Origin of the sequence: Desulfoscipio geothermicus DSM 3669 (assembly GCF_900115975.1) — a bacterium.
In the GTDB taxonomy this organism is placed as follows: domain Bacteria; phylum Bacillota; class Desulfotomaculia; order Desulfotomaculales; family Desulfallaceae; genus Desulfoscipio; species Desulfoscipio geothermicus.
This window is the reverse complement of the sequence record NZ_FOYM01000041.1, coordinates 1-20,417: the sequence shown is the minus strand read 5'-3', so window position 1 is coordinate 20,417 and position 20,417 is coordinate 1. Positions and strand designations below refer to the sequence as shown.

Sequence of the window (20,417 nt, the reverse complement as noted above, 5' to 3'; positions counted from 1 at the left end):
CTCCAGATAAGGTTTCCCATGGCAAAAGCCAGTAAGACCCCTGGCAGACTACCAGGTAGATAGGCCGGGCGTGTAAGCGCAGCAATGCGTTTAGCGGACCGGTACTAATCGGTCGAGGGCTTGACCTGAAATGGTGGTCGGTGGTCAGTGGTCGGTCGTCGGTAGACGAAGGCCATACTGCCATCGAGAATACCTGTGCCGAAAAGCAAGCTGTGCAGTTTTGAGGGAATAAAACAACCGAAAAGTTTTCCGGTGACCATAGCGGAGAGGATACACCCGTTCCCATCCCGAACACGGCAGTTAAGCTCTCCAGCGCCGATGGTACTGGGGTTCGTCCCCGGGAGAGTAGGTCGTTGCCGGAACTAATTTTACAAAAGCTCTTGGACTAAAACCAGGAGTTTTTTCTATAAGGGTCAGACTTAAACTTATATAAACTAACTGTTTAAATACTATATATTGATAATATGGTTAGTTTAAAGAAGTTTAAGTCTGACCCCTAAAGGGAAAGATAAAAGCACTATGTGGTAATCAGGCACTGGTAATAAAAACTTACTTGTTTTTAAAATAGGAATACTGTAAAATATTTGAGTGATTGAAGTTGAATGGGGGAATTGTTTATGTCGGACAACATAGCTGAAAAGGGAACCTGGACCGTAAAAAAAGGTTTAGCGGAAATGCTTAAAGGTGGGGTAATTATGGACGTAACTACCCCGGAGCAAGCTAAAATAGCTGAAGAAGCCGGAGCCTGTGCCGTAATGGCGCTGGAGCGGGTGCCTGCTGATATTCGTGCCGCGGGCGGCGTGGCCCGTATGGCTGACCCCACTGTCATAATACGGATCATGGAGGCCGTTACTATTCCCGTTATGGCCAAAGCCAGGATCGGTCATTTTGTAGAAGCACAAATATTGGAAGCCCTGGGCGTTGACTACATAGATGAAAGTGAAGTGCTTACTCCGGCGGATGAGCAGCATCATATTGACAAGCATGCTTTTAAAGTGCCCTTCGTATGCGGCGCCCGCAATCTGGGTGAGGCATTGCGGCGTATTGCCGAAGGTGCGGCCATGATTCGTACCAAGGGCGAACCTGGCACCGGTAATGTTGTGGAAGCCGTGCGTCACATGCGTATGGTAATGGGTGAGATTCGCCGGGTGCAAAATATGCCCAGAGAAGAATTAATGAGCCTGGCCAAGGAAATGGGCGCCCCCTATGAATTATTATTGGAAGTGGCCAAGAATGGAAGGCTGCCGGTGGTTAACTTTGCTGCCGGTGGTATAGCTACGCCCGCCGACGCGTCATTGATGATGCAACTGGGCTGCGACGGTATTTTTGTCGGCTCCGGCATTTTTAAATCCAAGGACCCGCAGGCACGGGCCAAAGCTATTGTCGCTGCTACCACGCACTATAACGATCCCAAGATACTGGCTGAAATATCCCGCGATCTTGGTGAAGCTATGCCTGGATTGGAAATATCTACTATTACACCGGAACAACGTATGCAGGACAGAGGATGGTAATGCACAGGGAGTTTAAAAAATGATGCAAATAGGTGTACTGGCCTTACAGGGAGCCTTTCGCGAGCACCAGTGGTCATTGGAAAAATGCGGTGCAAGTACACGACAGGTGCGCAAGCCGGAGGAACTTGAGGGCCTTGATGCCCTGGTGATTCCCGGTGGTGAAAGCACCACCATGGGGAAATTACTGAAGGATTTTAACTTGATGGAGCCCATAAAAAAACTGGCCGGGGAAGGTATGCCAGTATTCGGCACCTGCGCGGGATTAATCATGCTGGCCAAGCAAATCAGGAATTCGCAGCAGGAAACACTGGCTATGATGGATATTGAAGTTGAACGCAATGCCTATGGCCGGCAGGTGGACAGTTTTGAAACCGACCTGTCTGTTGAAGGTTTGGGCGCGGAGCCGTTCCGGGCCGTGTTCATCAGGGCTCCTTATATTACCCGGGTTAATGACGGCGTAGAGGTGCTGGCGCGTTACGGCGATAAAATAGTATGCGCCAGGCAGGGCCGCTTTTTAGTGGCCGCGTTTCACCCTGAATTGACGGATGATTTACGTATGCACCGTTACTTTATAGAAAATGTTGCTAAATGAACATTTTAAGTAAACTATTGCAAAAAAAAGATGGCTGTAGTAATATTTATAAGTAAATTACAATATCTATAAACCCTATGCAGGGGTAGAGTAACCAATTGCAATCTTCAGAGAGCCGGTGGGCGGTGTAAACCGGCGGTTGTACTGGTGAAAAGGCTCCCCGAAGGGGGCTCGCTGAACAACGCAGTAGGCGGGCACGGGTTGTTCCGTTATTTATTAATGAAGTGGACCTGTTTACATATTTTAGGTAAACAGGTCAAACCGGGTGGCACCGCGGGAGTTAACCTCTCGTCCCTGTGTATATATTACTGGGGATGGGAGGTTTTATTATTATGTTTTAAGCCAGTTACAGTTTTTAATTAATAAATTCAAATACGTAACAGAGGAGGACTATACTATGCAGGATAAAAGCTATTTGATGATACCCGGACCGACGCCTGTTCCGCCGTCGGTAGTGGCGGCCATGACCGCGCCGATGTTCGGTCATCGCAGCGAGGACTTTCAGGCTATGCACAAAGAAATCATCGGCAAGCTGCAAAAATTATTTCAAACCCAAAATGAAATTTACGTACTGACCAGTTCCGGCACCGGCGGTATGGAGTCGGCTGTGGCCAATACCGTCAGCCCCGGGGATAAGGTATTGACTCTGGTGGGCGGCAAGTTCGGCGAACGCTGGTCTGAACTGGCCAACCAGTACGGTGCCGAGGTAATCGAGCTGAATTACGAGTGGGGGACTTGCGTGGATCCGCAAGCGGTGCAGGAGCAACTGGCGGCCAACCCGGACATCAAGGTGGTTTTTGCGACCCAAAACGAAACCTCCACCGGCGTGACCAACGATATAGAAGCCCTGGGCAAAATTGTGGCCCAAACGCCGGCCCTCTTTGTGGTGGACGGTGTCAGCGGCGTGGGCGGCATAGAGATCAAGGTTGACGAGTGGAACGTGGACATCCTGACCACCGGTTCACAAAAATCGTTAATGCTGCCGCCCGGTTTGGCTATTCAAAGTATCAGCGACAAAGCATGGAAAAAAATCGAAGAAAATAAATCGCCGCGTTATTATTTCAGCCTGTTGAAAGCCAGAAAACAGTATCCCAAGTGGAATACAGCTTATACACCCGCGGTTTCGCTGTTCGTCGGCCTGAACGCGGCGCTGGACATGATACTGAATGAAGGGCTGGACAATGTGTATGCCCGGCATAAATTAATGCGTGACGCCACCCGGGCCGCCATCCGGGCCCTGGGGTTGAATTTGATGACCGATGATGCTTATGCATCGCCCGTGGTAACATCCGTTTATGCACCTGAGGGGATTGGGGCGGATGATATTCGTAAAGTGCTCAAGCAGGAATACAACATTACCTTTGCCGGCGGCCAGGCCAAGTTGAAAAATAAAATTTTGCGTATCGCGCACATGGGATTTGCCGACAAAATGGATATTATTATTGCTGTCAGCGGGTTGGAAATGGCCCTGCAGAAGGTCGGTTACCCGGTGGAACTGGGTGCCGGAGTAAAGGCCGCTCAGCAAGTTTTCTTGGGGGTGCTAGGTTAATGGCTAAATTTAAAGTTCTGGCGATGGACAATGTTTCGGAAAAAGGATTGGAACCACTGCGTAAGGAACCGGATATTGAAGTGGTAATCGGTAAAAAAATGACAGAAGATGAACTGGTGGAAATTATCGGCGATTATGATGCTATGATCGTGCGCAGCGCTACCAAGGTGACGCCCCGGGTGCTGGAAAACGCTCCGAAGCTGAAAGTGGTGGGCCGGGCCGGCGTGGGCGTGGACAACATTGACCTCAATGCCGCCACCCAGCACGGAGTGCTGGTGGTTAATGCTCCCGACGGCAACACCATAGCCGCTACCGAACACACTATAGCCATGATGCTGGCCCTGGCCAGGAATATTCCCCAGGCCGTGGCCAAGATGAAAAACGGTGTATGGGATAAAAAGGCTTTCTTGGGAGTGGAACTGCGGGGTAAGGTATTGGGTGTCATCGGTCTGGGGCGGATCGGCTCGGCTGTGGCCCGCCGGGCACAGGCCCTGGAAATGGACATTGTGGCCTATGACCCGTATATTACCAGCGAAAAAGCCGAGTCCCTGGGCATCAAGCTGGTGACCATGGATGAATTATTGCCGGTGGCCGACTTCATCACCATGCATATGCCCAAAACCAAGGAAACCTATCACATGCTGGATGAGCAGGCCTTTGCCAAGATGAAGGACGGGGTGCGGGTAATCAACTGCGCCCGAGGCGGCATTGTGGACGAGGAAGCCTTGTACAAGTACATGCAGTCGGGCAAGGTGGCCGGGGCCGCGCTGGACGTCTTTGAAAAAGAGCCGAACACCGAAAGCCCGCTGCTGGCACTGGATAATTTTATAGCCACCCCGCACCTGGGTGCCTCCACCGCCGAAGCGCAGCTTAACGTAGCTATTGACGTGGCGGAGGAAATTGTGGAGGCCTTGCAGGGTAAAGTAGTACGCAATACCGTTAACATTCCTTCCGTCAAACCAGAGGTTATGGTCAAGATTAAGCCGTACCTGAAACTGGCAGAAAAACTTGGTAAATTCCAGGCCCAATTGGTGGAAGGCCGGGCAACCAAACTGGAAGTGACTTATAACGGCGATCTGGCCGGGGAAGAAGTGAAACCCATTACCACAGCTTTAATCAAAGGGTTCCTGGACCCCATCCTGCAGGAGACGGTGAACTTTATCAACGCGCCGCTGCTGGCCAAAAACCGCGGCATCAACGTTATCCAAACCGTTAACGGACGGGCCGGCGGTTACGCAAGTCTGATTACGGTTAAGGTAGTCTCGGACAAGGGCGAACATACCCTTTCCGGCACATTGTTCCAGGATAACGATCCCCGGATAGTGATGGTGGACGGTTATCGGGTGGATGCCATACCCGAAGGGTACATGCTTTATGTACCGCATATCGATAAACCCATGATTATCGGCCCGGTGGGCATGATGTTCGGCAAGTATAACATCAATATCGCGTCCATGCAGGTGGGCCGCAAGGAAGTCGGCGGCAAGGCCGTGATGATGCTGTCGGTGGATGCGCCGGTGCCCGAGGATACGATGAAAGAAATCGCCGGTATAGACGGCGTGTTGGACGTTAAATTTGTCAGCCTGTAGTTTACAGTTTTACTTGGTTGCATAAATATGGTACAATTATGTCGGCTAAAGGCCGGCATTTTTGTTTTTGTGGCACTTTTATCGTTTATAATATTAATGTAATTAGTTCAGCCACTTTTGTGGAGGTTGATGGCATGCTGGATTTAAAATTTGTACGCAGCAACCCGGACGCGGTTAAAAAAGCCCTGCAGAAAAGGGGTGCCAACATTTCCCTGGACCCCTTTTTGGAACTGGACCAGCGTCGACGTGAGAAACTGGTTGAAGTGGAAAAGCTTAAAAATAAACGCAACGTGGTCTCCGAAGAAATCGGTCGGTTGAAAAAGACCGGTCAACTGGCCGAGGACCTGGTGCTGGAAATGCGGGAAGTTTCCGCGGCTATCAAAGAAATGGACGATGAAATACGCGTTCTGGAACAGGAAATTCAACAAGCCCTGCTGGGCATCCCCAATATACCCGACGCAAGCGTGCCCGTAGGCCTGGATGAGAACGCCAACGTGGAAATACGTCGCTGGGGCGAGCCCGGGCAGTTTGTATTCAACCCCAAACCACACTGGGAGATCGGCGAAGCCCTTGATATAATAGACTTTGAACGCGCCGGCAAGGTGACGGGCGCCCGGTTCACCTTTTACAAGGGCGCCGGGGCGGCACTGGAACGGGCCGTGATTAACTTCATGCTGGATATGCATACCAGGGAACACGGTTACGTGGAAATTTTCCCGCCCTTCATGGTGAACAGCAACAGTATGACCGGGACGGGCCAATTGCCTAAATTCGCAGAGGATATGTTTAAAGTGGAAAATACCGATTATTACCTCATCCCCACTGCTGAAGTACCGGTAACCAACTTGTATAACAATGAAATACTGGACGGGGAAAAACTGCCCGTTTACCATTGTGCTTACAGTGCCTGTTTTCGGGCCGAAGCGGGGGCGGCGGGTAGAGACACCCGCGGCCTGATCAGGCAGCATCAGTTCAATAAGGTGGAACTGGTTAAATTTACCCGCCAGGAAGATTCCTATGAAGAACTGGAAAAGTTGACCGGCAACGCTGAACGGATATTGCAGATGCTGGGACTGCCTTACCGGGTGGTTACCCTGTGCACCGGCGACTTGGGATTCAGTGCTGCCAAAACATATGATATAGAGGTGTGGCTGCCCAGTTACAACAGCTACAAGGAGATTTCCTCCTGCAGCAATTTTGAGGATTACCAGGCCCGGCGGGCCAATATCCGGTACCGCGTGGGCAAGGGCAAGCCGCGCTTTGTGCATACCCTGAACGGCTCAGGGTTGGCGGTGGGCCGCACGGTGGCGGCTATTCTGGAAAATTACCAGACCGAGGCCGGTACCGTAAAAATACCGGCGCCGCTGGTGCCTTACATGGGTGGTAAAACGGAGATAAAATAACTTGAATTACATGAATTGGCGGGGGCAGGTTTATTGACACCTTATGGCCGCTGTGCTATACTATTAATTGTCTCTGGTTAAGAAATTTAGCTGGAGGGGTGTCCGAGCGGTTTAAGGAGGCGGTCTTGAAAACCGTTGAACCTTTACGGGTTCCGTGGGTTCGAATCCCACCTCCTCCGCCACTAAGTAATTAACGCGGAGAGATGGCCGAGTAGGTCGAAGGCGGTCGCCTGCTAAGCGATTATACGGGCTAAAACCCGTATCGAGGGTTCGAATCCCTCTCTCTCCGCCATGAACCAAGACCACGGATTTAATTCCGTGGTCTTGTATTGAAAAACCCGGCACATCCCCTGTATAAACCCAAATATTGCAGTATTGACTTAAGCCGGCACTTTTGATAAAATAATATTTATAGCGCTACAAAAAAATATGTGCCTGTAGCTCAACTGGATAGAGCGTCTGACTACGGATCAGAAGGTTAGGGGTTCGAGTCCCTTCAGGCACGCCATAAAATGCGGCGACATGAAGTGTAGGGCTTGTGTCGCTGCATTTGTGATTATTAAGCGCCCGTAGCTCAGTGGATAGAGCAGCGGTTTCCTAAACCGCGTGTCGGGAGTTCGACTCTCTCCGGGCGCACCACTGTAATCAAAGGCCCCCGCCGGTGGTGTGGGGTTTTTGATTAAAAACGGGAGCAAGGAGAGCATTCCCGGTGGATTATACCGGATATATGCGCGAAGCCCTGGCGGAGGCCGAAAAAGCTTATGCCAAAGGGGAAGTGCCGATAGGCGCGGTGGTGGTCCTGGACGATAAAATCATCGGCCGGGGGCATAACTTGCGGGAAACGCTGAAAGACAGCACCGCCCACGCGGAAATAGTGGCGATGCGGGAAGCGGCGCGGCGTATTGGAGACTGGCGTTTGGACGGTGCCGTAGTTTACTCCACCGTTGAACCGTGTCCCATGTGTGCCGGGGCCATGATTCAATTCAGGGTGCAAACAGCGGTGTACGGCGCGCCCGACCCCAAGGCGGGGGCAGTGGACTCGATTATGGACATATTGCGGGAACCGCGTTTCAACCACCAAGTTGGCGTGGTATCGGGTGTCCTGGAATATGAGTGCCGTACCATAATCCAGCGTTTTTTTCGGGAACTGCGGGAGAGTAGAAAAGAAAGTAAATAATAGCCGGGCATGGTTTATAACTTCGGCGTAAGGCAACTAAAAAGACCACGGAGAGATGGCCGAGATGGTCGAAGGCGCTCGACTCGAAATCGAGTAGACCGTGATGAGCGGTCTCGTGGGTTCGAATCCCACTCTCTCCGCCAAAAATTCAGAAATAGCATAAGACAAGGGATTCTCACTATTGACAGTGGGAATCCTTTGTTCATTTATAGTGCAAATTGAGGTCGCATATACGCAGAACAAAAATTATGGTAGAAGTTAACTTAAATACCTGTTATATTATAACCAAAGAATCAAGAAACCAAGAAAAAAGAAGCCAAGAAACAGGAATCCCCTGGCTATAGGAGGGATAGAATAATGGTAGCATGTCTTAATAGGGAGTTGAGCCCATTGAAATATTTGCTGACGTGGAGGACTGATAATGCTACCAGTTACCTTTCTTCCACCGGCAAAACAATTTCTTAAAAAGATTAGGGACAAACGTCTCAAGAAAAAATATGAACAGGCTATAACAGAGATACGTAAGAACTCGGACGTTGGCCGGTTTAAAACAGGTGACCTTACTGGTATTCGCGGATATGATATTAAACATGAGGGCATATATTATGAAATCGCATATTGTTTCGGTCAATGCACAAGGTGATGTAGTGGTTATTATAATGACCGGAACCAGGGAAAATTTTCCGGGTGGTTCCCGGGAGAGAGGTTATTGAAGCGGTAACGTGCGAAGCAAGTGAGTTGCGATTTGACAGCCACCCGGAAGGCAATACAGTCGAGGAGAAACGGCCAGCCATTTCAATGCCCCTCAAGGTCGGGGATAAAATAACAGGGGTGTTGACACTGTCCGGCAAGCCTGAGGGCGCAGAGTTCGGCGAAGACGAAGCTCGTTTTTTGAGCGTCCTTGGTACAAGCCTTGCCCTGGCCCTGGAGAACGCTCGTCTTTTCCGGGGTCTGAAGGAAAACGCGGCGATGCTCAAGAAACTTATTGAGGTCGGGCAACTGGTATCTTCCAGTTTAGAAATGGACGTGCTCATGGGATATGCGCTGCAAAGCATGAAGAAAGTCCTGGATACGAAGTGGTGTGCGCTGAGGCTGCTTGACGAGGAGACGGGCGAACTGGTGCTGAAAGCGAGCCTGGGAATGAGCAAGAACTTGCAAGCAGAGTTTGAGCGAGTGCGGGCGGAAGGCACGATCTTGGGTGAGGTGCTGAAAACGGCGCAGCCACTGATTGTAGAAGATTTGGTAAAGTGTGATCCCTCTTTGCACCGGCCATATTACAGCAAAGAGATGCGTTCGGTTGCCGCGGTTCCTGTACGGGCCAGGAGAAAGGTACTGGGTACACTGACAGTATATTCGTCCTTCCATCATTACTACCGGGATTCTTTCATGCGTAATCCGCCATTTGGAGCAGCTCTTTTATGCATTTAATTTTTTGCATTAATTGTTTCACCTGTTCAAAAGCTGTTCCAACAGCTTGCGCAAATTGTCCAGGTCCAAAGAGGGGAGTTTTAAATTGGTGCGGGTGAATGAAGAGGGGAAAGAGGTTATTCTACAGGTGGTCGGCAAGGGTGAGGTGCTGGGGGAGGCGACCCTGTTCAGAGAGGGTGCGCAGCCGACTTCCGCCATAGCTTTGGAAACTGCCCGGGTTTGCTCGCTCAGCCGCCGGCACCTGGAATATATTATCAGGGAGTCGCCGGACTTGGCCATGCAGGTTATTTTAAGTCTGGGCAACCGGTTGTATCATACATGGGAGCAAGTGACCGAATTGCGCACCGGATCAACCCGGGAGAAGGTGCTGAATTTGTTGATCCGGCTGGCCGGAGAGCATGGTGAACCTTGCCCTGAAGGCACTAAAATTAAATTATACCTGACCCAGCAGGATATCGCTGACTTCGTCGGAGCATCCAGGGTGATGGTGGTTCAAGCGTTAAAAGAACTGTCAGCCAGGAATTGCATCGACAGAGTCGATAAATATTTATTCTCAGGGATAGCTGTTTTTAATCCTCTGGTTGTAAAATATTTAACAGCGCCTTCTCTTTTTAGATGGTACCATTACATCAAGTTAAATAAGAGGAGGTTCTCTAAAATGGGTTGTAATTGTTGTGGCTGCAACGCAGTATTAACACCGGAAATTAAGGAAGTTATTGCACAGTCCGCATTTGTGCCCATCACAACTTTATCCGGGGACGGGCAGCCTCACCTGATTGTGGTAGGTAAAGTTAAAGAGGTAAGGGACGATAATACACTGGTTTTTGGTGTCTATAAGATGGAAAAAACCCGCCGGAATCTGGCCGAAACCGGGGTAATGCAGGTGGCCGCTGTAGCCGGGAAAAAGGGTTACCGGCTTAGCGGCAAGGCCCGAACCGAAGGCGAAGAAGTGCTCTTTAAAGTGGAAAAAGCAGATGCTTTGTTATAGTGCCACACTTCATTTCCACATGCGAATGGTGAAATCACCCGGCAGATAACTGCAGTCCAGGACATGCTTTGAGGTCAAAGCGGCACAATATTCAGACACATCTAAAGGGTCAAAGTAATAATACCGGGGGTTTTTAAATATGGAGGAAACACTTAGCATATTAAATGAAAAACCAAAATTACATTTATTGAAAAGTTCTTTAATTGCGCTTTTAATTTTTTTTACGTGATTATCACCCCAGGGTATCGTAAATGCTCCACTGGCAAAAATGAAGCCGTATTTCTTTTGATTATTTAAAAAGTTATGGCTTGTTAAGAACTGGTTTTTAGGGAAACGGAACCGGTTTTGTTCCAGGAATTCCTCTATGATATCCACGCCGGTATAATCATTGCTGAATCCTTTCTCTTGCAGCCAAGTTAAGAAGTGAGCAAGACCACAGCCAAAATCGACGATACTTTCTTTTTTTAATAATTGTTTATCGAAATCTTTTGTTAATGCTTCAAACCTTATTAATTGTTCTTTGGAAGAACTCCACCCAAGCGATTGGACGCTATTACCAAAACTGTGATAACGTGATTTGTAAAATAATTTAACATGCTGGTAATTATCCATAAGAATCTCCTTCTTGAGGTAAGTAATCTATAAAAAACCCGGGTGATTTTACCCGGGTTTTCATATCGTGAATACCCTGTGAATCATAAAGCAGGATTTTTACACTATAAATGTTGCTACTATATATATGATCTCACTTACGCAAATGTGCGCACACTTGCGAATGGCAGGCCGGTTAACGGCTGGTTCGCCAAGGGGCGCAGTTTGCCGAAACAAGTGGATTATCTGTGGTTAAATGTATCGATACCGGAAAAGGGGCTTTACGTATTTAGAATGAAGTCGTCGCCTATGGACCGGGCCTCCCGGTGGCAGCCGGATTGTAGCTCAAGATGAAAGCATAAGACCTGCAATGCTTATCTATGTACAGCTTTTGGGGCTTTGTTGCGGTACATTGTTTCATCTGCCCTGCATAATAACACATCCGCTGTCCGGCCATCTTCCGGGTAAACTGAAATACCTGCTGAGATGCTCAAAGGATATTCCCTGACTTGATTCGCAACAGCTTTTTTGATCCTTTGAACCAGGCCGGCGCTTTTAGCTCTTGATAAACCCGGACACAAAATCACAAACTCATCTCCGCCAAAACGACCGACCACGTCGGTGGAACGTACATTAGTTTTAATTGTTTTGGCAATAACCTGTAAAGCGATGTCCCCTTGCTCATGTCCATAGCATACCCAATCCATAGCCCAATTGGAATATATAGTAAAGACAATACATAAATGTGCCACATTTGTGGCAACAGGTAACAGTAAGCGATGCAAAAAACAGCCGCAGCCAATCCGATAACTGTGCCGTATAACTTACCTTTATTTCTATGTTCAATCTTCATGTACGATCCTCCATATGCATGATTCTACCACAATTTATCAGTTAGCAGTAACGATTTACTCATTAAGCATTTTCTGCATGAACCGGCCATCTCCTGCAACCACCAATTGCCACAGGAAAAAGGTGAGATATGGAAAGGGAACACACCTCCATTATAAGGTAAGGGGAAACACCTTCTCTTAGTAAGCAGGTCGGGTCTATTTTTTATACGTGGATAAAAATCAGTAAAAAACAAAAAATATTAATAGTTAACTCTCATAAAAAAAAAGGGGTTATATTCATGGCTATACCACGTATACGCAGAAAGCCTTCAACTAAACAGCGTATTACCAATAAAACAGAAAGTTATAATTTATGGGAAATTATTAAATATAACTTTATCGCGCAAGAACGTTTAAGTTTTTTGGAGGATTATGTTCAAGATCAGGATTTAGAATTTTTATTAAAAGGATATCACGAGCTTTTAGTTAAAAACATAGATGTTTTAAAAGAGGAAATGGCCAAACGCGGACTTGATGGGCCTGACTACCAGGAAGTAGATGCACAGTCTCAAATTAACCCTCAAATGTTGAGCGACAGGCAAATTGCAAACGAGAGCTTGTTACTGGTACAAGGGAACGTAGACCTACTGACACGCACACTGGAGCCGGTAAGCCATGACGAGCAATTGCGCTCCATATTGATCCAACATGTAAACCAGGTAATGGATTTCAGGGATGAAATAGTAAAATATCTAAAAATGAATGGATGGCTGGAAAGCCCAACCCTTTTCCCGCCGGTTGCTACAGTTAATATTAAATACCAGGCCAGTGAAAAAAAATCAGCTGGTAGATCGGCGGATGCAGGTTTACTTCAAAAATTAAAGCAAGACACCCTGGCTATAGGCACTCTGGCGGGGATAACCGGAACAGTGGTTATGCATGGTTTCTCTGAAATATGGAAATTACTGGGCCTGGCAAAGATAACAACCCTGCAAGTATCGGGAGCAATATTCATTGCACGGGATCAGCTTGATACCCCTGTGGGCTTCATTATCAGTATAATAGCCCATTTAATGGTTGGCTCGGCAGGGGGGGTGCTGCTCGCATATTATATGAAATATGCGGGGAAGAACTTATACTGGTTAAAAGGGCTTGCTTTGGCCGGTTTTATGTTGCTGGGGGGTATGGGCTTTATGGTGCGCGTAATGCAAATAATGCCGCAGATGCACAAGGAGACTGTAACAGTTCTGCTTCATATTATTAATTACTTTATTTACGGTCTGGTTGTGGCGTATGTAGTTGCCAGGTATGGGGAACTACGTAGACAGAATTAAATTAAACAGGCCGACCTATTAACAACCCCTAAAAATGTGCAACCAAAATGCCTGTTCTCTTTTGGGCTATGATTAACGGGCTTAGTTTTGATCTTTTATGCATTTTTTGTTTATAATGCGCAGTTCTTAAACTATCGGTTAGGATAACGTAGGAATTTTATTGGGACTATACCGAAAACCTTAGTTTCAATATAAAGCTGAATAGTTGAGTTTATATAAGCAAAATACGAAAAAATAATCTTAGACAGATGTTCAGTAATAAATAAATGTTTATTATTGATTCGATGTTTATATTGTAGTGAACCACGCTGTTTGGTAGTAACCAGTTCATTGCCAATTGCGGTAAATAATCATATTTCAAACTATCGCCAATGACGGTGAGAAGTTGCTCTTTTCTCCACCGCCATTGGCTTTGTTGTTTGTGAATTAACCATTTCTAATGGCAATCATTGATTTTTCTTTGTTCACTACTAACAATGATGACAGTTAAATTGGCTCATCTTGGGTTGTCCAATCAAAAGCACCGTTAAGGGAGAATAGGAATCCGCCTGGTAGTTCAACACAAAGTGCAGCTTAACTATACTCCAAAAAAAATACTTGACTTGGAGTTAACTCCAAGTGCTAGACTGAATTTCAAGGAAATGAAACATGACGATTGCAGAAGTAATACGGATAATACAAATGGAAAGGACGAATAACCGATGTCAAAAACAAAAAATATTCTTGTAGCATATTTTTCACATTCTGGCAACACTCAGGTAATTGCCAATCAAATTTACGAAAGCGTGGGTGGCGATATTTTTAAAATTGTGACCGTAGATCCATACCCTACCAATTATAATGCAGTCGTCAATCTGGCAAAGCAGGAACAGAAAAATGACTATAGACCGGAACTTGCAACAAAGGTTGAGAACATGGACTCCTACGATGTGATTTTCGTTGGTTATCCCAACTGGTGGGCAACGATGCCAATGGCAGTATTTACTTTTTTAGAGGAATATGATTTTGCTGGAAAAACAATTATACCGTTTTGTACACACGAGGGAAGTGCTTTAGGTCGAAGCGTAGACGATATCACGAAACTTTGCCCGCAGTCAACCATTCTGGATGGTCTGGCAATCCGGGGCAGAAACGTAACAAATGCCAAGAAAGATGTGTTAGAGTGGCTACGTGAACTTGGGATAATAGATTAAAAAAGCTGTATTGACAATAAAAAAGACAATTAAGAATATAGAGGATCATACAAGTGAGTAAAAAAGTCTAAGGATATTAGATACTGACTGATAATTAACTCTAAGTCATTAAATATTAATTATAAAATATAAAATGGAGGAATTAACATGAGTTTTAACATGTATGTACCTGCAAGAGTTTTATTCGGAGCAGGCCAATTAAGTAATTTGCATGTACAAAAAATGCCTGGAAAAAAAGCTATGATTGTTATTTCAAAGGGAAAATCTGTAAAAGAAAATGGCTACCTTGCAAGAACGGAAGAACAATTGAAATTAGCAGGAGTAGAATCAGTGGTTTTTGATAAGGTAGAAGCAAATCCATTGAAATCAACGGTTATGGCGGGCGCTGCCTTTGCACGAGAAAACGGTTGCGATTTCATTATTGCATTGGGCGGTGGCAGTTCTATGGACGCAGCAAAGGCTATTGCAGTTATGGCGACGAACGATGGTGATTGTTGGGACTATATCCATGGTGGAAGCGGAAAAGGAATGCCAATAGAACATAAACCACTCCCTTTAATTGCAATTACAACTACAGCAGGTACGGGCTCCGAAGTTGACCCATGGGGCGTTATTACGAATGAAGAAAAGCATGAAAAAATAGGGTTCGGCGGTATTGACGATCTGTTCCCGGTTTTGGCAATTGTTGATCCCGAGCTTATGCTTACTGTGCCGCCGAAATATACTGCTTATCAAGGTTTCGATGCGCTATTTCATAGTGTAGAAGGCTATGTTTCTAAAGGTGCCAATCTTATGAGCGATATGTATGCAATTACTGCTATTGAAAATATAGCACGAAATCTTGCAAAAGCAGTGAAAGACGGAAAAGACATTGACGCGCGCGAAAAGGTTGCTTTTGGCAATACACTTTCCGGCATAGTGATGTGTGTAGGAGCTGTTACCAGTCAGCATTCTCTGGAACATGCCATGTCGGCCTACCATCAGGAACTTCCGCACGGTGCAGGCCTGATCATGATTAGCAAAGCGTATTTTACACATTTCATTAATAAGCATGTATGTGATGATAGGTTTGTAAGAATGGCAAAGGCAATGGGAATGGAAGATGCAAAACAGCCGATGGACTTTATTACAATGTTGGTAAAATTACAGGAAGATTGCGGAGTTGCAGACCTCAAAATGTCCGATTATGGAATCAGACCGGAAGAATTTGAAACACTGGCTAAAAACGCCAAGGATACTATGGGCGGTTTGTTTATGTTTGACAGGAGTGAACTCAGCATTGAAGATTGTGTTGCCATCTTTGAGGCTTCCTACAAGTAAAAATTCATTGATGAGTTAAAACAATTAGAACACCGCGCATTGATTTTAAAGTTTCAAGCAAGGACAGATGCCTGTCACTCGGCTACGCAGCCATTGATGAACAGGCCTGTCCTTGCTGGCTAACAATAAAGATGCAAAAAATTTTATAGGAGAAAACAAGATGAAAAAAGTGTTATCTCTGAACGGAACACCCTGAAATGGAGTATGTCCAAATCATAGTCAACGTCTTTATGGCGCTTTCCGGCATTAGCAGCTATGAGCAGGTTATGGAAAATACAAGCTATATGAGGGATTTCAAACCGCTGAAAATCCGGCGAACATACTGTAAGCCGTCTTTGATAATAAGAAAAATAAGGAGAATAAAACATGGACAAATCAAAAAATTTAAGTGAAAGTGTAATCTTTCCGAAAGGTGAAAAAATTACGAATGACTATTTTATAGGGACAGCATGGCTTGAAATGCTGGTTTCTAATGATAGCATATTTAATTGTCCAATCGGTAATGTAACTTTTGAGCCTGGCGCAAGAAATAATTGGCATAAACATCCAGGTGGACAGATTCTGCTTGTTACCGGCGGCAAAGGATATTATCAGGAAGAAGGTAAGCCTGTACAGGTAATCAAGGAAGGAGACGTTGTAAAAATCCATCCAGATGTAAAACATTGGCATGGTGCTACGCCGGATAGCTGGTTTGCACATATCGCGATAAGTACTAATGCCCAAAAGGGAGACGCCGAATGGCTGGAACCCGTAACGGATGAAGATTATAACAATTTAAAATAACATCAATTGAAGCATTGATTGAGTATGTCGAGCTGTTTCAACAGGTTGATGCGACCATTGAGGCCAGAAAAGAACTTTTGACCGAGCAGCGTAAGCAGTTAATTGCAAGAATGGAAGATATGCAGAAAACACTGGAACGCCTTAATTACAAAATTGCAGTATATGAACAGGTAGTAGTTGAAGAAGAAAAAGAACTAAAGAAATTGGAGAATTAATTTTATGGGCAAAAATGTATTGATATTATCTGCTAGTCCAAGGAAAGGTGGAAATTCCGAATAAAGTGGGTAATGAGCAAACAAGCTATGCAGCTTGCAAATCAAAGGAGGATTTATTTATGCAAAACGTAATTTTGAATAATGGTGTGAAATTATGACCATTACAGAAGTAAGTGAACAATTTAACATCTCGCCAGACACATTACGTTATTATGAAAGAATTGGCCTGATACCGCCTGTAAAACGAAATGAAAGAGGTGTTAGAGATTACGGAGAAATAGATTTAAATTGGATTGAGTTTATAAAATGCATGAGGAGTGTCGGGCTTTCGATTGAAGTACTGATGGAGTACGTTCAACTTTGTATGCAAGGAGATAAAACCGTCCAAGCCAGAAAAGAAATTCTACAGGAGCAGAGGGACCAACTTATAGTCAAGATAGAAGAAATGAAAAAAACCTTGGACATGCTGAACCACAAAATAGAAGTTTACGAAAACATAGTTTTGAAAAAAGAAAAAGAACTAATACAAAATGGAGATTATGATTACCATAATTTCGGTACAGATTGAATGATGAAAGAATTCAAAATATCAATAAAATCATAAAAAAGAAAGGAAAATAAATTAAGCGGCCTGGAAGTTTCTGCTATCGGGCTCGGTTGCATGGGAATGAGTTATGGTTATGGTCCGGCATCAGACAAGAAAGAGATGATTTTGCTGATCCATGCGGCGATTGACCGCGGTGTTACTTTCTTTGACACCGCTGAAGTTTATGGGCCATATGTGAATGAGGAGTTGGTAGGTGAAGCGCTTGCCCCATTCAAGGGAAAGGTGGTCATCACTATCAAGTTTGGTATCAAAATGGTAGATGGCAAGCAGGTGCTTGACAGCAAGCCGGAGACCATTAGGCAATCAGTGGAAGGCTCGCTCAAACGTCTTAAAGTTGATACCATTGACCTATACTATCAGCATCGTGTTGACCCAAATGTGCCCATCGAGGAAGTGGCCGGAGTAGTGCAAGACCTGATCAGGGCAGGCAAGGTTAGGTATTGGGGACTTTCTGAAGCAGGGGTTAAAACGATTCGCCGCGCGCACGCAGTTCAGCCACTCACTGCAGTTCAAAGTGAATACTCAATGATGTGGAGAAGTCCTGAAGAAGAAGTGCTGCCTACGCTTGAAGAACTCGGAATCGGCTTCGTTCCGTTCAGCCCGCTGGGCAAGGGATTCCTTACCGGAAGGTTTGACAAACATTCAACATTCGACAGCTCCGACTTCCGCAGCATTGTTCCTCGCTTCAAACCGGAGAATCTCAAAGCAAATCAGGTTTTGGTGGAACTGATAAAGAAGGTTGCTGCAGAGAAAAACGCAACACCAGCTCAAATCGCACTAGCATGGGTGCTTGCTCAGAAGCCATGGATTGTTCCGATTCCCGGCACGCGCAAATTGGAGCGCCTGGAAGAAAATCTTGGCGCAGTGGACGTTGAGCTTACTCCCGAGGAACTAAGTGATTTGAACGACGCGCTCTCGAAGATCGATATTTCGGGAGATCGCTATCCGGCAGGTTCAGAATACGCAAATAGAGTGGGCAAATAACAGGTATAATTCTTAAACAGAGAATGAAAGGGAGTCTGAATTTAGGAGATGCAACGGCATGACGATTACAGAAGTAAGTGAAAAATTTGATATTCCACAGGATACACTCCGCTATTATGAACGCATCGGACTGATGCCGTGAACCGATTAGTTTTTAGGCAAAAAAGTATTGGTTCTGTCAGCCAGTCCGAGGAAAGGCGGCAATTCCGAGTAAAGTGGGTAATGAGCAATCAAGCTATGGAGCTTGTAAAATCAAAGGAGGATTTATTATGCAAAACGTAATTTTGAACAATGGTGTTGAGATGCCTATTTTGGGCTTTGGCGTTTATCAGATCGACGCGAAGGAATGCGAACAGTGTGTATATGACGCGATCATGGCAGGCTATCGTTTGATTGATACTGCTGCCGCTTATCTAAACGAAGAAGCGGTTGGCAGAGCAATCAAACAGAGTGGCATACCGAGAGAGGAACTGTTTATTACGACTAAGCTCTGGATTCAGGACGCCGGTTACGAGAGTACAAAGAAAGCCTTCGAGAAATCGCTGAAAAGATTGCAATTGGATTATTTGGATTTGTATTTAATCCATCAGCCGTTTGGCGATGTATATGGTTCTTGGCGCGCTATGGAGGAACTGTATCGTGAGGGGAAAATTAGGGCGATTGGGGTTAGTAACTTCCAGATGGATCGTTTGGTGGATTTGATTGTTCATAATGAAGTGGTTCCTGCCGTAAATCAGGTTGAAACGAATCCATTCTGTCAGCAAATAGAAAGTGCCAAACTTATGAAAGAGTATAATGTTCAAATCGAATCCTGGGCTCCTTTTGCGGAAGGAAGAAATAACTTGTTCCAGAACGAAGTTTTGGTATCACTGGCTGAAAAGTATAACAAATCAGTTGCACAGGTGGTTTTACGCTGGTTGACGCAAAGAGGAGTGGTTGCAATTCCAAAGTCTGTTCACAAAGAAAGAATTATTGAAAACTTCAATATTTTTGACTTTGAATTAAGCCAGGAGGATATGGAAAGAATTGCAACATTGGATACAAAAAAAAGCTGTTTCTTTTCACATAACGATCCGGAAATCGTGAAATGGCTTAGTTCCGTCAAATATGATATTTAGTAGGTAGAATAAAAAAGATGCTTGATTAGAAAGGTGTAAACTGGTAAAATATGATGCTGGTAAAACCAGGGAGGAGTACATTATGAAAGTTGTCGGTATTAACGGTAGTCCGCGAAGAGAAGGAAATACGTCAATTATTATTAAAGCGGTATTTAAAGAATTAGAGAAGAATGGAATTGAAACTGAATTAATACAGCTTGGTGGTTTGCCTATACGCAGTTGTATGTCTTGTTACAAGTGCTTTGAAAAGCAGAATGGCAAGTGCGTAATTCAAAACGATGGGCTCAACGACATTCTAGATAAGATGGCCAAGGCTGATGGTATTCTTTTAGGTTCACCGGTATACGCTGCTGATGTGACGTCGGAAATGAAAGCCTTTATTGACCGTGTTTCATTAGTTTTGAAAGCTAATGGCCAGGATATGCTAAAACACAAAGTAGCTGGTGCTGTGACAGCTGTACGCCGTGGCGGAGCCATACACGCTTTTGATACAATGAATCATTTTCTCCATTACGCCCAGACCTTTTTAGTGGGAGCTAGCTATTGGAATATGGTTTATGGTAAGGAGCCTGGTGATGTTGAACGTGATGAAGAAGGTATGAAAAACATGCAAGTTCTTGGCGAAAACATGGCTTGGCTGCTAAAGCGAATCAACAATTAGACCTTGTAATCGTGACTATAGCTGCGCATACCAGGGATTTGCGCCTCTGGGGGCTATGTGGTAAACGCGGCTCAGGCAGAGAGCAGATCAAGGCTGGGGAGTGTGAATATTTTCGTGTAAATGGTTTTGATCCTTTTAGATAAAACTGGGGTTAATTAGAAACAACCAGGCAGCCCTTTACATGGAGGAAGGCCTGTGTTAGCCTATTCGGGCGGGAGGCCAACGCACAGCGTGGACTCCCCGCGGCCTCCCGGAAACACAGGCCTAGAGGCTCCATGTCAAGGGCTGCCGTCGGTTAATCGCCAGGCTAACTTATATGGCCAACTCAGTTTCCAATCTATCCCCAAAATATATGGCAAACTGTGAGATACATTTCTTCCAGTCTTTAACCGGCATGGTCCACTTTTTGGCTGCTTCAACAGTGGCCAGATAAATAATCTTTTTCAGGGCATCATCAGTCGGGTATGCCGTTTTGGTTTTGGTTACCTTGCGCAGTTGCCGGTGATATCCCTCGATGATATTGGTTGTATAAATCATT

At 45.6% G+C, this 20,417-nt stretch carries 20 protein-coding genes, 5 tRNA genes, 2 rRNA genes, 2 pseudogenes and 1 other annotated feature; of the genes and pseudogenes, 26 read left to right on the top strand and 3 right to left on the bottom strand.

Annotated features, from left to right (window positions below):
* The 16 genes from BM299_RS17380 to BM299_RS20350 all read left to right on the top strand — a co-directional run.
* Nucleotides 1–128 (top strand): 23S ribosomal RNA (locus tag BM299_RS17380); the annotation flags it as partial.
* Between the two features lie 120 nt (nt 129–248).
* Nucleotides 249–362: ribosomal RNA gene (gene rrf / locus BM299_RS17375) — 5S ribosomal RNA — on the top strand.
* Nucleotides 363–629: 267 nt separating this feature from the next.
* On the top strand, nt 630–1,514 hold the full coding sequence (gene pdxS, locus BM299_RS17370; protein WP_092487429.1) for a pyridoxal 5'-phosphate synthase lyase subunit PdxS: 885 nt from the start codon (nt 630–632) through the stop codon (nt 1,512–1,514).
* 22 nt (nt 1,515–1,536) lie between these two features.
* On the top strand, nt 1,537–2,106 hold the full coding sequence (gene pdxT, locus BM299_RS17365) for a pyridoxal 5'-phosphate synthase glutaminase subunit PdxT (protein WP_092487426.1): 570 nt from the start codon (nt 1,537–1,539) through the stop codon (nt 2,104–2,106).
* 68 nt (nt 2,107–2,174) lie between these two features.
* Nucleotides 2,175–2,405 (top strand) — a binding site (T-box leader).
* Nucleotides 2,406–2,503: 98 nt separating this feature from the next.
* Nucleotides 2,504–3,655, top strand: a complete 1,152-nt coding sequence (locus BM299_RS17360) for a pyridoxal-phosphate-dependent aminotransferase family protein (protein WP_092487417.1) — start codon at nt 2,504–2,506, stop codon at nt 3,653–3,655.
* On the top strand, nt 3,655–5,244 hold the full coding sequence (gene serA / locus BM299_RS17355) for a phosphoglycerate dehydrogenase (protein WP_092487414.1): 1,590 nt from the start codon (nt 3,655–3,657) through the stop codon (nt 5,242–5,244). The genes BM299_RS17360 and serA overlap by 1 nt, the downstream gene beginning before the upstream one ends.
* A 134-nt stretch (nt 5,245–5,378) precedes the next feature.
* Nucleotides 5,379–6,647, top strand: a complete 1,269-nt coding sequence (serS, locus tag BM299_RS17350; protein ID WP_092487411.1) for a serine--tRNA ligase — start codon at nt 5,379–5,381, stop codon at nt 6,645–6,647.
* 92 nt (nt 6,648–6,739) lie between these two features.
* Nucleotides 6,740–6,829: transfer RNA gene (locus BM299_RS17345), tRNA-Ser, on the top strand.
* Between the two features lie 15 nt (nt 6,830–6,844).
* A tRNA-Ser gene (locus tag BM299_RS17340) sits at nt 6,845–6,939 on the top strand.
* A 139-nt stretch (nt 6,940–7,078) separates the two neighbouring features.
* Nucleotides 7,079–7,155: transfer RNA gene (locus BM299_RS17335), tRNA-Arg, on the top strand.
* 55 nt (nt 7,156–7,210) lie between these two features.
* A tRNA-Arg gene (locus tag BM299_RS17330) sits at nt 7,211–7,286 on the top strand.
* An 88-nt stretch (nt 7,287–7,374) separates the two neighbouring features.
* Nucleotides 7,375–7,824 (top strand): tRNA adenosine(34) deaminase TadA, encoded by a 450-nt coding sequence (gene tadA, locus BM299_RS17325; RefSeq protein WP_092487423.1) that lies wholly within the window; start codon nt 7,375–7,377, stop codon nt 7,822–7,824.
* A gap of 49 nt (nt 7,825–7,873) precedes the next feature.
* A tRNA-Ser gene (locus BM299_RS17320) sits at nt 7,874–7,967 on the top strand.
* A gap of 278 nt (nt 7,968–8,245) precedes the next feature.
* Nucleotides 8,246–8,467 (top strand): type II toxin-antitoxin system RelE/ParE family toxin, encoded by a 222-nt coding sequence (locus tag BM299_RS17315; protein ID WP_245779840.1) that lies wholly within the window; start codon nt 8,246–8,248, stop codon nt 8,465–8,467.
* A gap of 44 nt (nt 8,468–8,511) precedes the next feature.
* A complete protein-coding gene (locus tag BM299_RS17310) occupies nt 8,512–9,252 on the top strand; it encodes a GAF domain-containing protein (RefSeq protein WP_165608411.1) in 741 nt (246 codons plus the stop codon).
* An 88-nt stretch (nt 9,253–9,340) separates the two neighbouring features.
* Nucleotides 9,341–10,240, top strand: a complete 900-nt coding sequence (locus tag BM299_RS20350; RefSeq protein WP_342741342.1) for a pyridoxamine 5'-phosphate oxidase family protein — start codon at nt 9,341–9,343, stop codon at nt 10,238–10,240.
* Between the two features lie 9 nt (nt 10,241–10,249).
* Here BM299_RS20350 and BM299_RS17295 read toward each other — a convergent pair whose 3' ends face one another.
* Nucleotides 10,250–10,852, bottom strand: coding sequence for a methyltransferase domain-containing protein (locus BM299_RS17295; RefSeq protein ID WP_092487405.1), 603 nt, complete (start codon nt 10,850–10,852; stop codon nt 10,250–10,252).
* A 353-nt stretch (nt 10,853–11,205) separates the two neighbouring features.
* The gene (locus BM299_RS17290) at nt 11,206–11,616 is read right to left on the bottom strand and encodes a GGDEF domain-containing protein (protein WP_092487402.1); all 411 of its coding nucleotides are present in this window, start codon (nt 11,614–11,616) and stop codon (nt 11,206–11,208) included.
* A 347-nt stretch (nt 11,617–11,963) separates the two neighbouring features.
* Between BM299_RS17290 and BM299_RS17285 the strand changes: the two genes are divergently transcribed.
* The 10 genes and pseudogenes from BM299_RS17285 (at nt 11,964) to BM299_RS17240 (ending at nt 19,879) form a co-directional block, all read left to right on the top strand.
* On the top strand, nt 11,964–12,998 hold the full coding sequence (locus BM299_RS17285; RefSeq protein WP_092487400.1) for a spore coat protein: 1,035 nt from the start codon (nt 11,964–11,966) through the stop codon (nt 12,996–12,998).
* 701 nt (nt 12,999–13,699) lie between these two features.
* Nucleotides 13,700–14,191 (top strand): flavodoxin, encoded by a 492-nt coding sequence (locus BM299_RS17280; RefSeq protein ID WP_092487397.1) that lies wholly within the window; start codon nt 13,700–13,702, stop codon nt 14,189–14,191.
* A 147-nt stretch (nt 14,192–14,338) separates the two neighbouring features.
* Nucleotides 14,339–15,511, top strand: coding sequence for an iron-containing alcohol dehydrogenase (locus tag BM299_RS17275; RefSeq protein ID WP_092487394.1), 1,173 nt, complete (start codon nt 14,339–14,341; stop codon nt 15,509–15,511).
* A 366-nt stretch (nt 15,512–15,877) separates the two neighbouring features.
* Complete coding sequence (locus BM299_RS17270; RefSeq protein ID WP_092487391.1) at nt 15,878–16,294, top strand: (R)-mandelonitrile lyase; 417 nt, start codon at nt 15,878–15,880, stop codon at nt 16,292–16,294.
* A gap of 5 nt (nt 16,295–16,299) precedes the next feature.
* Nucleotides 16,300–16,509: pseudogene (locus tag BM299_RS17265) on the top strand (MerR family transcriptional regulator); the annotation flags it as partial.
* Nucleotides 16,510–16,663: 154 nt separating this feature from the next.
* Nucleotides 16,664–17,077 (top strand): MerR family transcriptional regulator, encoded by a 414-nt coding sequence (locus tag BM299_RS17260; protein ID WP_092487388.1) that lies wholly within the window; start codon nt 16,664–16,666, stop codon nt 17,075–17,077.
* 63 nt (nt 17,078–17,140) lie between these two features.
* Nucleotides 17,141–18,100, top strand: coding sequence for an aldo/keto reductase (locus BM299_RS17255; protein ID WP_281246391.1), 960 nt, complete (start codon nt 17,141–17,143; stop codon nt 18,098–18,100).
* 58 nt (nt 18,101–18,158) lie between these two features.
* Nucleotides 18,159–18,239, top strand: a pseudogene (locus BM299_RS17250) (MerR family DNA-binding transcriptional regulator); the annotation flags it as partial.
* 130 nt (nt 18,240–18,369) lie between these two features.
* The gene (locus BM299_RS17245) at nt 18,370–19,218 is read left to right on the top strand and encodes an aldo/keto reductase (protein WP_092487382.1); all 849 of its coding nucleotides are present in this window, start codon (nt 18,370–18,372) and stop codon (nt 19,216–19,218) included.
* An 82-nt stretch (nt 19,219–19,300) separates the two neighbouring features.
* Nucleotides 19,301–19,879 (top strand): flavodoxin family protein, encoded by a 579-nt coding sequence (locus BM299_RS17240; protein WP_092487379.1) that lies wholly within the window; start codon nt 19,301–19,303, stop codon nt 19,877–19,879.
* Nucleotides 19,880–20,191: 312 nt separating this feature from the next.
* On the opposite strand, the gene BM299_RS17235 is transcribed toward BM299_RS17240, so the two are convergent.
* Nucleotides 20,192–20,417, bottom strand: a 226-nt coding sequence (locus BM299_RS17235) for a transposase (RefSeq protein WP_131820679.1), incomplete at its 5' end; no start/stop codon positions are given.

Coding starts and splice junctions, on each gene's coding strand:
- BM299_RS17360 (WP_092487417.1), top strand. CDS start 2,504: ATGCAGGATAAAAGCTATTTGATGATACCCGGACCGACGCCTGTTCCG.
- BM299_RS17295 (WP_092487405.1), bottom strand. CDS start 10,852: ATGGATAATTACCAGCATGTTAAATTATTTTACAAATCACGTTATCAC.
- BM299_RS17260 (WP_092487388.1), top strand. CDS start 16,664: ATGACCATTACAGAAGTAAGTGAACAATTTAACATCTCGCCAGACACA.
- BM299_RS17240 (WP_092487379.1), top strand. CDS start 19,301: ATGAAAGTTGTCGGTATTAACGGTAGTCCGCGAAGAGAAGGAAATACG.
- BM299_RS17315 (WP_245779840.1), top strand. CDS start 8,246: ATGCTACCAGTTACCTTTCTTCCACCGGCAAAACAATTTCTTAAAAAG.
- BM299_RS17280 (WP_092487397.1), top strand. CDS start 13,700: ATGTCAAAAACAAAAAATATTCTTGTAGCATATTTTTCACATTCTGGC.
- serA (WP_092487414.1), top strand. CDS start 3,655: ATGGCTAAATTTAAAGTTCTGGCGATGGACAATGTTTCGGAAAAAGGA.
- BM299_RS17270 (WP_092487391.1), top strand. CDS start 15,878: ATGGACAAATCAAAAAATTTAAGTGAAAGTGTAATCTTTCCGAAAGGT.
- BM299_RS17245 (WP_092487382.1), top strand. CDS start 18,370: ATGCAAAACGTAATTTTGAACAATGGTGTTGAGATGCCTATTTTGGGC.
- BM299_RS17285 (WP_092487400.1), top strand. CDS start 11,964: ATGGCTATACCACGTATACGCAGAAAGCCTTCAACTAAACAGCGTATT.
- tadA (WP_092487423.1), top strand. CDS start 7,375: ATGCGCGAAGCCCTGGCGGAGGCCGAAAAAGCTTATGCCAAAGGGGAA.
- pdxT (WP_092487426.1), top strand. CDS start 1,537: ATGCAAATAGGTGTACTGGCCTTACAGGGAGCCTTTCGCGAGCACCAG.
- BM299_RS17275 (WP_092487394.1), top strand. CDS start 14,339: ATGAGTTTTAACATGTATGTACCTGCAAGAGTTTTATTCGGAGCAGGC.
- serS (WP_092487411.1), top strand. CDS start 5,379: ATGCTGGATTTAAAATTTGTACGCAGCAACCCGGACGCGGTTAAAAAA.